This window comes from Methanofastidiosum sp., from assembly GCA_035362715.1.
Classification (GTDB): domain Archaea; phylum Methanobacteriota_B; class Thermococci; order Methanofastidiosales; family Methanofastidiosaceae; genus Methanofastidiosum.
The window spans coordinates 19276-32360 of sequence record DAOSDU010000001.1; the positions used below are offsets into that span (position 1 = coordinate 19276).

Annotated in this window: 14 protein-coding genes; 7 read left to right on the forward strand and 7 right to left on the reverse strand. The window is 34.6% G+C overall.

Annotation, left to right across the window (positions count from 1 at the left end; all coding sequences use genetic code 11):
* Positions 1–56: 56 nt before the first annotated feature.
* Positions 57–917, reverse strand: coding sequence for a DUF1638 domain-containing protein (locus tag PLI06_00095; GenBank protein HOI75998.1), 861 nt, complete (start codon positions 915–917; stop codon positions 57–59).
* Between the two features lie 157 nt (positions 918–1074).
* Here PLI06_00095 and PLI06_00100 point away from each other — a divergent pair, with 157 nt between their 5' ends.
* Positions 1075–2169 (forward strand): tRNA (guanine(10)-N(2))-dimethyltransferase, encoded by a 1095-nt coding sequence (locus tag PLI06_00100; GenBank protein HOI75999.1) that lies wholly within the window; start codon positions 1075–1077, stop codon positions 2167–2169.
* The gene (locus PLI06_00105) at positions 2162–2713 is read left to right on the forward strand and encodes a hypothetical protein (protein HOI76000.1); all 552 of its coding nucleotides are present in this window, start codon (positions 2162–2164) and stop codon (positions 2711–2713) included. Before PLI06_00100 ends, PLI06_00105 begins: the two co-directional genes overlap by 8 nt.
* A gap of 1 nt (position 2714) precedes the next feature.
* Here the strand turns inward: PLI06_00105 and PLI06_00110 are convergent, their stop codons facing one another.
* Positions 2715–3218, reverse strand: coding sequence for a ferredoxin-thioredoxin reductase catalytic domain-containing protein (locus PLI06_00110; protein ID HOI76001.1), 504 nt, complete (start codon positions 3216–3218; stop codon positions 2715–2717).
* Positions 3218–3502 carry a glutaredoxin family protein gene (locus PLI06_00115; GenBank protein HOI76002.1) on the reverse strand — a complete coding sequence of 95 codons (285 nt, stop codon included), beginning with the start codon at positions 3500–3502 and terminating at the stop codon, positions 3218–3220. The genes PLI06_00110 and PLI06_00115 overlap by 1 nt, the downstream gene beginning before the upstream one ends.
* A 295-nt stretch (positions 3503–3797) precedes the next feature.
* On the opposite strand from PLI06_00115, the gene crtI reads away from it, so the two are divergent.
* The 4 genes from crtI to PLI06_00135 are packed head-to-tail and all read left to right on the forward strand — an operon-like array spanning position 3798 to position 8471.
* Positions 3798–5270 carry a phytoene desaturase family protein gene (gene crtI, locus PLI06_00120; GenBank protein HOI76003.1) on the forward strand — a complete coding sequence of 491 codons (1473 nt, stop codon included), beginning with the start codon at positions 3798–3800 and terminating at the stop codon, positions 5268–5270.
* A gap of 11 nt (positions 5271–5281) precedes the next feature.
* Positions 5282–6160, forward strand: coding sequence for a phytoene/squalene synthase family protein (locus tag PLI06_00125; GenBank protein HOI76004.1), 879 nt, complete (start codon positions 5282–5284; stop codon positions 6158–6160).
* Between the two features lie 11 nt (positions 6161–6171).
* On the forward strand, positions 6172–7026 hold the full coding sequence (locus PLI06_00130) for a prenyltransferase (protein ID HOI76005.1): 855 nt from the start codon (positions 6172–6174) through the stop codon (positions 7024–7026).
* Between the two features lie 56 nt (positions 7027–7082).
* Positions 7083–8471 (forward strand): MFS transporter, encoded by a 1389-nt coding sequence (locus PLI06_00135; protein HOI76006.1) that lies wholly within the window; start codon positions 7083–7085, stop codon positions 8469–8471.
* On the opposite strand, the gene PLI06_00140 is transcribed toward PLI06_00135, so the two are convergent.
* Positions 8468–9508, reverse strand: coding sequence for a DUF354 domain-containing protein (locus tag PLI06_00140; GenBank protein HOI76007.1), 1041 nt, complete (start codon positions 9506–9508; stop codon positions 8468–8470). The genes PLI06_00135 and PLI06_00140 overlap by 4 nt on opposite strands.
* A gap of 180 nt (positions 9509–9688) precedes the next feature.
* Positions 9689–9955, reverse strand: coding sequence for a MoaD/ThiS family protein (locus PLI06_00145; protein HOI76008.1), 267 nt, complete (start codon positions 9953–9955; stop codon positions 9689–9691).
* A gap of 204 nt (positions 9956–10159) precedes the next feature.
* Between PLI06_00145 and PLI06_00150 the strand changes: the two genes are divergently transcribed.
* Positions 10160–10987 (forward strand): TIGR00266 family protein, encoded by an 828-nt coding sequence (locus tag PLI06_00150; GenBank protein HOI76009.1) that lies wholly within the window; start codon positions 10160–10162, stop codon positions 10985–10987.
* A gap of 14 nt (positions 10988–11001) precedes the next feature.
* Here the strand turns inward: PLI06_00150 and PLI06_00155 are convergent, their stop codons facing one another.
* Both PLI06_00155 and PLI06_00160 read right to left on the reverse strand, forming a co-directional pair.
* Positions 11002–11313 (reverse strand): hypothetical protein, encoded by a 312-nt coding sequence (locus PLI06_00155; protein ID HOI76010.1) that lies wholly within the window; start codon positions 11311–11313, stop codon positions 11002–11004.
* 4 nt (positions 11314–11317) lie between these two features.
* Positions 11318–13006, reverse strand: a complete 1689-nt coding sequence (locus PLI06_00160; GenBank protein HOI76011.1) for a DEAD/DEAH box helicase — start codon at positions 13004–13006, stop codon at positions 11318–11320.
* Positions 13007–13085 lie beyond the last annotated feature (79 nt).

The following is a 13085-nucleotide window of genomic DNA, read 5'->3' on the forward strand; positions in this document are numbered from 1 at the left end:
AGGGCAAAAATAGAAGTCCCAAAATTTGAAAAGGTCACTGCAAAGACTCCTGTATTTTATAATCCTAAAATGGCTTTTTCAAGAGTATCGTGCAATAATCTAATAGTGCCTTTTCTATAAGAAAGATCTAGATCAATCTCGGATGATATTGTCTCGCATTTATTTTTATATGCTGTACAATTAGAACAAACATATTCTAATGCAACAATCTGCTTGTAATCTGCTTCCCTTAGTAAATATTTTGTCATCTCTGCAGCATCAAAATTTTCAATTCCCAATTGATCTCCAATTTCTTTCAGACGATTTTCACCTATAGTCTCAATCTTTTTTTTACTAAAAAGGCCCCAATGGCTAGCATATCCCGGAGTTAAAAAAAATGTACCTGGCTCTTTAGTTAGTATCTCCATATAATTTGCTTTACTTCCTAAAAGAGCGCATACGCAGTCATCAACTATTTCTTTATTTTCATCCTTTAGAATGCCAAAAGGTAATTTAACATGATTATCTCTCAACATACCCTCTAGATTGTTCAATGAATTGCCGCATAATCCGTAATAAATCAAAAGGTAGTCTGAATGTTTCTGTAGCTCTATGCAGGCATTCAAGACTTCTTCTTTTAGTTCTCTTGGGCTATAATGAAGAAATAGCGGCAAAATATATACTATGATTTCTAGTTCTTCTTCTCTTTTGAGATACCGTGGAGCAAATAATTCCCTAGCTATTTTTATTTTTTCATAAGGAAAATTACTTCGTATAATATCCTCAAAATACTTTGAGGATTCTGTATTTACAATAATTATCTTGCCTATTTCTGGATGCTCTTTTATAACAAATAGAAGTTCATCTTCAAATACTTCACAACAAACAATACCAATTCTTTTGCATCTTTTCCCATTATTATTTGATTCTAGAGGCATGGTATCAATAGCTTTTCATTTGTATTTTTAAAAGTTCGGATTTATTAATACTATTTCTCAATATATTCCAAACTTATTCTCACAGGCACCGTATTAAAATTCATAAATCAAAAAACTGATTAAAGTTTATAAATGAAACTATATTAATTTATAATTAATGGAGTTATGCGAATTCACCGAGGGTAGGGCAAAAATAGAAGTCCCAAAATTTGAAAAGGTCACTGCAAAGACTCCTGTTTTTTATAATCCTAAAATGGCTTTTTCAAGAGATATATCAGTATCGGTGATGAAGGCCATAAAACTAAAAGAGTCTGGAAAAGTTCTTGACGGGCTTTCAGGCTCCGGCATAAGAGGCATCAGATATATCTTAGAATCAGGTGTTGATGTCTATTTCAATGATCACAACCCCGCGGCTGTAAGGCTTATTGAAAAAAATCTTAACTTTAATTCTCTCACAGCTACAGTTACAAAATCTGACTTCAACCATGTTTACGGGAAGTATGAAGTTGTTGATATCGACCCTTTTGGCTCGCCTGTGAGATTTCTAGACGGTGCTTTCAGAGTCTTAAAAAATGATTCTTATCTATTCTTGACTGCAACAGATACCTCGGCACTGACAGGTGCCCACGTATCATCATGCAAAAGAAAATATGATTCAAAGCCCCTAAAATGCAGCTTCACGCATGAACTAGCCGTCAGAATCCTCATAGGAAAAGTTGCCAGAAATGCAGCAAAATACAATCTAGCTGTAAGGCCATTATTATCCTATACGAAAGAGCATTTTATCAGGGCATATTTTGAAGTGAAATATGGGAAAGAAAGAACTAATAAAACGCTAGATAACCTAGGATTTGCACTGAACTGTAAATGTGGGTTTAGAGCAGCTACAGATACTTTCAATCCCATTTGCCCAAACTGCGGAGAAAAGGTATCGTTTTCCCATCCCTTATGGATCTCAAACATAAAAGACACTAGATTTGTTAGTGAGTGTGTAAAAGAATACGAGTCCTCAGAATTTCTTCAAGATAAACCGCTAGAACTATTGAGGGTAGTTGAAAGTGAAATCGATATACCACTATTCTATGATATCCATGAGATTTCCCATATCTATAAGACAAAAATACCAAAGACAGAGGAAATGATTAAAAAGTTAAAAGAACTAGGATTTGATGCATCACCGACCCATTTTTCACCAGTCTCTGTTAAAACAGATGCCGGCATAAATGATGTATTGAGGTGTATAGATGGATAAAGAAATGTTTGGAAAAATACTAATTGTAATTTCAATAATCGGCCTAATATTTACTATTTCAATATCTTCCTTTACATTGATAAAAATTAACAATACCTACGAGAACTTTTTGCCGCTTTTTGATAAAATAGACCTTATCAAAAATCTTGCCGATAATTTTGACGAAAATCTAGATGAGTTCAATCTATATCTAAAGGATATTGATACAATAGAATACATGCAAAAATTGGCCAACATGAGATCCTTTGTCACCACTTTAAATTCTATAGGCCTTGGTGGCTTAGTTTCTGGATTAAATGAAGATATAGATAGATTTGAAGGCATCGTATCAAACCTAGAAGATCTAAAATTAAATCTTGAATCTGCAAAAAGTAGTTTTTCAGAAATAAAATCATCTCTATCAGAATATGATACTGTAAAAGAAAGTATACTTAGTTTTGTTGGAACACTTAGACTATATGTACTTGGGATGATGATATATTCGATTATCCTAAATGGGATACTCCTATACGTTGGCTATTATCTTTTAAAATCAAAAGAATAGATTATAAGAATCTTTCAAATCTATCCTTTTTTGCTTTGCATATAGGGCATATTTCAGGTGGCCCTTCTCTTGCGCATAGGTAGCCGCACACTTTGCATCGCCAAACAGGATACTTCAAAGAACTAATATTTTCTAGCTTACTTTCTTTTTGTTTTTTTCTTTCTTCTTCTGGAGGTCTTCTTTCAGGAATGGAACTTATATCTTTCTTACCATCCATAATTTCCTGCGAAACATAAAGCGCACAGTAACATGTGCCATGCTCATCCAGGTCTGGGTCTCTGTAATCGCACGGACATATTATATCTAGGTCTTCCTGCTTTATCCCACTAGAGATTCTGCAGGGACATGCTTGGTAACCGTATCTATCCTCGTTTACTATGAGCCCTCTGACAAGTTTTTTTGTGAAATCGATATTTGGATTTAGGTGATAGCCACCAGCTTCGGTGTCTTTCTTTAGTTTTTCGTAAAACTTGTTGATCCTGTCTTCAGGCATATCTTCGTACATTAAGATAGGGCCTCCTTTATTTCTGCCTCTTTGAATCCAACAATAGTTTTATCGTTGTTAATTACTATAGTTGGAAAGGAGCAGTTCTTGTTAAATTTTTTTACTTCATCGATAGCGTATTGTTTGGCATCTCCATCCAATAGGTCAACATAGATAAAATTAAAGTCAACACCCATTTGCATTAACAACTCTTTTGTTTTACCACACCAGCCACAGGTGCTAAGTGCATATAGCTTTACATCCCCTTTCTTTTCGCCTTTGACATGTTCGAATTTTAGTTCCATTTGAAAACCTCTTTAATATATAATGGCACATTTGAATATTTAAATTATACCATTATTATATATATTTAATAAAAATGGTAAGATGTAATTCGTTAAAGTTTAGTTAATATTATTATTGTTACTAAACAAGTTTCTCAAGTTTAATTACTATTCAAAAAAAATAACATATCTATAAAAAATAGGCTTATATAATAATATTTTTTATTTAATAATAGATATTCTTTTAATAAATAGGAATGAGTTAATTAATAAGATAGGAATAAATAGTATAAGAATTATTTATAACGGGGATACTATGAGAGTAATAATCGTTGGTACCGGTTTTGGCGGTCTTTCTGCGGCCGCATTGCTAGCAAAAAATGGATTTGATGTGACAGTTCTAGAAAAAAATGACCATCCTGGTGGAAGGGCAAGTGTTTACAGTGAAAAGAAATTTAATTTTGATATGGGCCCTTCCTGGTATCTTATGCCAGATGTATTTGAAAATTTCTACGCCCAGTTTGATAAGAAACCAGAAGATTTCTTCGAACTTAAAAAACTAGACCCCTCTTATAGAATCTACTTTGGAGGGGAGAAAGTAATCGATATCTCAGCTGATCTGAAAAAGAATTTTGCTTTGTTTGATACCTTTGAAAAAGACGGTGGCAAAAAATTACAAAAATATTTAGAATCTGCAGGAAAGATGTATGATGTCTCGATAAAGGAACTAATGTACAGAGATTATCGTACCATATTTGATTTCATGGATCGAAAATTAATGGCCCAGGGAATTAAACTTAATCTTCTTGATAATCTTGATAAATTTGTGAGTAAACACTTTGAGAGCGATGAAGCGAAAAAAATAGTTGAATACTCAATAGGATTTCTTGGTAGCTCCCCGCATAATACGCCTTCTTTCTACCACATCATGTCCCACATTGACCTTACTCTTGGAGTTTGGTACCCAGATGGAGGTATGAGGAAAGTAGCAGATTCAGTTTACAGGCTTGCAATGTCATATGGTGTAAAGTTTCATTTTGATGAGCCAGTTGTAAAGATAGAAATTGAAGACAAAAAGGCTACACGAGTTATAACTAATAAGAACTCTTACAATGCCGATTTAGTAATTGTAAATGCAGATTATGTCCATGCAGAACTTGATTTAATTGATAAAAATTACAATACTTATTCAGAACAATACTGGGATAAAAGAGTCATGGCACCATCTGCACTAGTTGCTTATGTTGGAGTAGATAAGAAATTTGATGAACTTTCCCACCATACACTTTTCTTAGATAAAGACTGGTCAAAAGGTTTTGATACACTATTTGATCCTAAGAAAGCAGCATGGCCTGAAAATCCTTCTTACTACGTAAATGTGCCCTCTAAAACAGATTCAACTGCAGCTCCAAAAGGAAAAGATACCCTGTTTATCTTGGTTCCTCTTGCGCCTGGCTTAAAGGATACTCCAGAAATGAGAGAGCAATTCTACAACAAAATAATGGATAATCTTGAGAATACAATAGGTCAGAATATCAGAGACCACATTGTTGTTAAGAAAATATTTGCACTGACGGATTTCAAAGAGAGATACAATGCATACAAAGGTACCGCTCTAGGCTTATCCCACACAATGATGCAAACAGCATTATTCAGACCCTCTCACAAAAGCAAGAAAGTAAAAAACCTGTACTACACTGGGCATTATACACACCCAGGGATAGGAGTCCCAATGACCTTGATATCATCACAAATAGTGGCAGATGAGATAATTAAAGAATATAAATAATGTGAAGGATTATGGTAGATAAAACACTTTATTCGATATTCAAAGGCGGTAGTAAAACGTATTTTTATAGTACTATATTCTTCCCAGAAAGGGCCAAAGAAGATGTATTTAAATTGTACAGTTTTGTGAGAAAGGCCGATGATTTAGTAGATTCTATACCTCAACAAACAGAAGAATTTTATGAATTCAAAGATAGATATCACGAAGCTCAAAAAGGAGACATTACTGGAGACATAGTTATTGACTCTTTTGTTGAAGTTTCAAGAAGAAAGAACTTTGAATCAAAATGGGCGGATGCTTTCTTGGAATCTATGGAAATGGATATCACTAGATCTACCTATAATAATCTAGACGAACTTAAAGTTTATCTTCATGGGTCTTCTGAAGTCATAGGTCTATTTATGGCAAGAATCCTGGATTTACACGAATATTCTTTCACTGCCGCAAGGCACTTAGGTAGGGCAATGCAATTTATCAATTTCATAAGGGACATATCTGAAGATTTGCTATTGGGAAGAATTTATTTCTCACAGGAAGATCTAGAAGAATTCAGACTGCCAAGCTTGGAGTTAAAGGACACAAAAGCAAGACCCGATCAATTCAAGGGATTTATCCAAAAACAATTAGATACTTACTTCGATTGGCAAAAGAAGGCTGAAGAGGGATTCCCATATATTCCAAAGAGATACTTAATACCGATAAAAACTGCATCTGACATGTACAACTGGACAGGCAGAACAATAAGCAAAGATCCTTTTATTGTCTATAAGAAAAAAATAAAACCCTCAGTTCCAAGAATAGTATCAACTATAGCTTACAATTCAATTCTTTTAAGAGAAAGCGACCAGATCAAAGACCTAAGATTAACCATTAATTATCTCTCCGAATAGGGGCGATAATTTTGACAAATCCATTGAAATTAATTTATAAAATTTCAAGATTTAGATTCTGGATATATACTGGCGGAACTTACGTTGTAGGCTACGCCCTTGGATTTAACAGTATTTTTGATTTTTTCAAACTCGATTATTATGTATATTTAGTATATTTTTTTCTTCTAGCAAATATCTTCATTTATGGAGTTAATGATTACTGGGACAAAGAAACTGACAAAAACAATCCTAAGAAAGAAGAAAAAGAATATAGGGTAGAAGACAAAGAAAGAAAAAGCCTACTTAGAACATTATATTTTGTCGGGATAATAAGCTTAATTTTAATGGTATTTCAGGACAATATAGAGCGGCTTATTTTCTTGATATTTTTGTTTTTATCCTATTTCTATAGTGCAAAACCCCTAAGATTTAAGCAGGTTCCATTCCTTGATTTCTCTTCAAACTATCTATACGTAATGCCTGGAATCTTTAGCTATTACATGATTAGTAAAACATTACCTCCATTAATATTTTTGTTAGGAGCTTTTTTCCATATAGCCGCAATGCATATATTTTCTGCGATACCAGATATTCAGTATGATAAAGAGGCCGAGATCACGACAACTCCGGTCTTTATTGGAAAAAGGTTATCCCTACTGTTATGCCTCATTTTCTGGGGTATTTTATCCGGAATAGTGCTAGTTTCAGCAGATTTTAATCCCTTAAGTTACCTCGTCTTGATATACCCAATATTTCCATTATTATTGCTCCTCAGAAAGGAGCTAAAGGTAGAAAAATTGTACTGGTATCTTCCATACATCAATACAACTCTCGGCGGATTATTATTTACCTCTCTTGTGCTATACAAAACATTTCTTATTTAGATAAATTTAAATTGTAATCGACTAATACGGAAATATATAATTTACAGAGGAATTTGATGGAAAAAGACCACAATAAGATGTATATTCTAATTGTTGCATCCTTAGCTTCTTTCTTAACGGCGTTTATGGGCTCTTCAATTAATATTGCTCTCCCAAGAATTGGAAGTGAATTCAATATCGATGCAGTAATATTAAGCTGGATTTCAACATCTTATTTGCTTGCAGCTGCAATTTCACTTCTCCCTTCTGGGAGATTGGCAGACCTATATGGTAGAAAGAAAATATTCACCTATGGAATTATAATATTTACAATTGCATCTTTAATTTCTGCCATGTCTAATTCTATCACTATATTAATCTTTTCAAGAGTTCTAAAAGGTATAGGGATTGGGATGGTCTTCAGCACAAGTGTTGCTATAGTTACTTCTGCCTTCCCCATCCAAGAGAGGGGTAAGGCGATAGGATACACTGTGGCTGCTGTTTATTTGGGGCTCTCAATGGGGCCTTTTATCGGAGGAATCCTAACTGAAAACTTTGGATGGAGAAGCATATTCATCGCAAGTGTCTTAATGGGGATAGTTAGTGCTTTCATAACTATTTTAATCAAGGGGGAATGGGCGGAAGCAAAAAATGAAAAAATGGATTATGTCGGTACGATAATATATGCTTTGAGCTTTAGTATGGCAATCTATGGATTTTCCCTCCTTCCTTCAGTTAAAGGCGCTGGTTTCATTTTATTTGGAATTGCATTAATCTTAATATTTGTCTACTGGGAAGTTAAATTCGATAGCCCGATGCTAAACGTGAGAATTTTTAGAAACAATAGGGGCTTCACATTTTCTAATTTAGCTGCCCTGATACATTACAGTGCAACTTTTGGAATCACTTTCCTGTTGAGTTTGTATTTGCAATATGTTAAAGACCTTGGGCCGCAAAAAGCAGGATTAATCCTACTTTCTCAGCCTTTAGTTATGGCTATTTTTTCCCCTTCTGCTGGCAAGCTCTCAGATAGAATTGAGCCTAGAATAATTGCAACTACCGGGATGAGTATTACTTTCTTAGGATTATTGATATTTTCATTTCTAGAACAAGATACAAGCATATTATTTATTGTATTAAATTCGATACTGGTGGGGTTTGGCTATGCGCTTTTCTCGTCTCCCAATATGAACTCCATAATGAGTTCCGTTGAGAAAAAATTTTATGGAATAGCTTCTGCTATGGTCGGAACAATGAGACTAATTGGGCAAATGATGAGCATGGCCGTTGCAATGGTCGTGTTTGCTTTGATAATAGGGAGGGTTGAAATAACGCCCGAATATTATTATGTTTTTTTATCAGCAGTAAAAATTGCGTTTAGCATATTTGCAGGTTTATCATTTGTAGGAATATTTGCATCCTATTACAGGGGAAATATCAGAAAAGATTCAAACTCAAATCATTAGATGCCAAGAGTTTTAATTTCTCTTGAAATAACATCTACTGGATTTTCAAGTTTTGAGAGTATCTTCTTATTGTTATCGTGATAAACGTCTAAATTGTCATCCTTCTCTATAAATTTAGTTATCTTCTCTGGATCCAAAAGATGAATTTTAAGTCCTTGCTCTATCATCTTCTTTGTAACTGCCAAGAGTTTTTCTGGGTATGTAGTTAGAGCTGGCGTATTAAGGGCAACTGCTTCCCTGTTCATGCTCCCTCCTGCACTTATGACAAGGTCAGAATAACTCATAAGGCTAAGAGCATCGACAGGCTCTTCTGGAACAATTACGTTATCATAGTTAAAAACAGATTTCTGTTCTTCAAATCTTGGGAATACTACAAACTGATAATCCTTTAGGCATTTTGTTTTTTCAAGTATTGCCTTAATTATAGTTTTGTCTTTGTTCCCATTGTAGTAATTTGCCTTCACAGGCTCTGGCCTCATGACAATTGTAAATTTGTCCTCAGAAAGGCCCAACTGAGAAATAAAAGAATCATCATATTTAAAATCATTAACATTTGCAATTTCACAAAAACCATTAAAACGGATTACTTGACTTTCATGAACCCCGTATCTCGTTATTTCTTCGAGAGCTATTGCATCTGGGGCAATTACTTTTGAGGATAAAGGCAGCATGAGTTTGTTTTGGACAGTTGCAGTTTCATTATCTAGTATACAGATTGATGGGATCCCAAGTCCATACGATACTCTGGCACCTTCAACTGAATGCTTGTATAGGGCCAAATCAATGTCTTCACTGCTAATTAACTCGGAAAGTTCAAGAATTCTTTTTGAACTTTCAATTAGCTTTGATTTTTTACAGAAACCACCATGTCTACCTACTACGGTGTGCTTTATTCCGTGTAAATCTAATAAAGCTGAAAGTCCATCAAAGTCTCTAGAAGTGACAAAAGTTTCATGACCTCTTGATTCAAAATTCTTTATAATGCCTTTAAAGAAGTTTACGTGTGGCGTATTTGATATGTCAATCCATACTTTCATCTTTATCGAACTTCAATACTTTGATATATATTTTAAAGTTTCGGGTATAATTGTTTCACAGACGAAAAAAATAAGCTTAATTAGAGCTCTAATTCGATAACAGAGCACTAAAATAATATATAACAATTCCTAATCCTTGATTATCCCTTATTTTACTATAATAAGGCAAAAAATAATATCTTACCCTCCATGCGCTGTAGCAAGTATTTTTAGGGTTTCACCGCTTTTAACTGTGTCATCTATTGATGTAAGCATTCTATCGTCGACCATTACAAGCATATATTCATTGATTTTTCCATTCTGGATAGCTGCATTTACAAATTCTTTGTCATACTTATTTGAAATGTATTCAATGATTTCTTTGAAGGTCATTTGATCGCATGGTACATCTATCTCGTTTTTTCCTAACATATCCCGATATTCTGCATATAGTTTTACTTTGATCATAGGCAATCTATAAATAAATCATGCTGCAATCTTTTTAAATGTTTTGAATTTTCTTAATTATCATAAATAAATTATTCTTGGTATATTAATAGAATATTATATTTCTTAGCTAGAATCTGCATATATCAATAAAATATCACCCATATAATTAACATTTCAAAAACTATTTAAATCCAAAGAAACTCAGATTGAGTGGTGATTTCAATGACATTTTGTGCAAGTTGTGGTTCGCAGAATCCCGATGGCAGTCAATTCTGTACCGGTTGTGGTGCTAAATTAGGTGCCGGAGGACAAGCAAATCCCGGATTTTCAGGTGGAGGTCAGGGATATAAATTTGAAATTAAAGATAGACCTGTTTTTAGTATTTTAAATATTAATATGAGTAGTGGACAATCAATAGTAGCAGAAGCAGGTGCAATGGTAACAATGTCCTCTAATGTCAGCATAAAAACTGAAATGAAAGGCGGACTTGGTGGGGCCTTAAAGAGAGGCGTTCTTGGTGGGGAATCTTTATTTATGAATACATTCACAAGCAACGGCCCAGGGACTATTAGCTTTGCTCCGGGATATCCAGGGGATATAACGCATATAAAAATGAAAGGCGATACATGGTTCTTGCAAGGAGGAGCCTATATGTGCTGCTCACCAGAGATAACTATTGATACCAAATTCCAAGGACTAAAAGGATTGGTATCTGGAGAGGGTTTATTCTTCCTAAAAGCTGATGGTGTTGGAGACCTATTTATCTCAAATTATGGATCAATAATAGAAAAAGAGCTAAAGGGGGAATCATTCAAAGTCGATACTGGTCACCTTGTAGCATTTTCTAGCGGTATTACTTATAATATCGAAAAGATCGGGGGTTGGAAGTCTACAATCCTAAGCGGTGAAGGTCTTATTGCAAATGTTTCTGGTACTGGAAAAGTATTGCTACAAACAAGATGTGCACAAGCTCTTGCCCAATGGCTTGTACCGTTCATGCCCTCAGGTGGCGGTGCAGGTGGAGGCGGTTTTAAAATAGGATTAAGCTAAATAAATTTTTATTTTTATTCTTCTTTTTCTTCTAAATCAATTTTTACACTCTTCTTTATTGCATAACCTGCTTCCGCTTCACAAGCTTTTAAAATCCCACATGGTACAGGGCATACTGCATGTAGTATGTCTGCTTTTTGATAGACAGGATTTATTGGCATCTTTTTGAAAACTACGTCTTTATCCAAAGTTTCTATATCTTCAGCATATTTTTCAACTAATTTGCAGTTAGTTACTATTTCGACTTTAAATCCTAGCCCTTTTCTTTTTACCTTGACTTTATTAACAAATCCACATGCTCCAGCATCAATTGTTCCTTCAATCATGTTATCACTTTTTTAATATACAGTCTATATTATGGTCATCAACTATAACATATTTGTATCCTTGCTCTGTTAAAAATATTTGTCTATTTGCAGAGTATTCTTGATCTCTGGTATCTTTAGTGACAATTGAATAAAACTTTGCAGATGATCCATCTTTCTTTGGCCTTAATATCCTCCCTAATCTCTGGGCTTCTTCTTGTCGCGACCCAAAAGTACCTGAAACTTGGATAGCCACATTTGCATCTGGCAAGTCTATGGCAAAATTTGCCACTTTAGACACAACAAGAATACTAATCTTACCTTTTCTAAAATCAGAGTATATTCTTTCCCTCTCTTTGTTTGGAATTTTACCAGTTATTAGTGGGGCTTTAAGAGATTCTGCAATTTTTTCAAGTTGTTCTATGTACATACCAATAATAAGAATTCTATCATTTTTGTGATGCTCAATTATTTTCTTTAAAATTTCATATTTGAAGGGATTTTCTGCAGCTATCCTGTACTTGTTTCTATCGTCAGATGTGGCATATACTATTCTAGATTTTTCAGGCATATGCACCCTAATTTCATAGCATATAGCTTCTGCTATCCAACCCTGCTGTTCAAGATTTTTCCAAGGCATGTCAAATTTCTTTGGCCCAATAAGGCTGAAAACATCTTTTTCCCTTCCGTCTTCCCTTACCAAAGTAGCTGTTAATCCAAGTCTTCTCTTTGATTGTATGTGGGCTGTAACTTGGAATACGGGCGCAGGTAGTAGATGAACCTCATCATATATTATAAGGCCCCAATTCTTCTTGTCAAATATATTGAAGTGGGTAAATTCATCTTCTTTCTTGCTTCTATAGGTCAATATTTGGTATGTTGTTACCGTTATCTCCCTTATTTCTTTTACTTCGCCAGTATATTCGCCTATCTTCTCTCGCGGGATATCAGTTTTATCTAATATTTCATCAATCCACTGCCTAACAGCAATAACATTTGGACAAGTAATTAAGGTATTAGTCTTTACTTTCGCCATGACGCCCATACCAATTACTGTCTTACCTGCCCCGCAAGGAAGGACAATTGTTCCGCTACCTCCTTCTACTCCGCCACCCCTGTAGAAAACATTTACGGCATCTTCCTGATATTTTCTTAATTGGAAATTGACTCCACTTTTTGTAGTACCTAGGAGGTTAATCTCCAAATAGTCTCCATCTTCGTAACCTGCCAAATCAAGGGCAGGCCACCCAATCTTAATTAAATCTTGTTTCAAAAATCCTCTGCTATTGGGATCTACCTTAAGGGTATTATCATCTATAGTATCAAGGACGTATTTTTTTATACGCTCGTTGTTCTGAATTTCTTTAATAAGAAGCTCGTCTTGTGAAAAAAGAACTAAATCCTCGTTAATCTTTTTTAAAGAAAGCCTTCCAAATCTAGACATTATGTCCTTAATGTCGCTTATAACATTGGAAGGGATATCATACCTTGAGTATTTCAAAAGAATATTGATAACTTCTTCACTCGTAAGCCCTGCGGCTGCAGCGTTCCAAAGAGATAGATCAGAAAGCCTATACGTGTGAATGTGTTCAGGGCTCTTCTCAAGTTCTGAGAATCTTGAAATGTCGTCTCTAGCATCTTCGTACAAGGGATTGGCCACCTCAAGGAACATTGATCGGTCTCCCTGTACAATTAAAGGTTTTGGAAAATCCATTAAAATTCACCATTAGTCTAATAATATATTAATACAGTTTTTATAAAACTCTCTAACTAGCATTTAAAGGTTTTGGGTG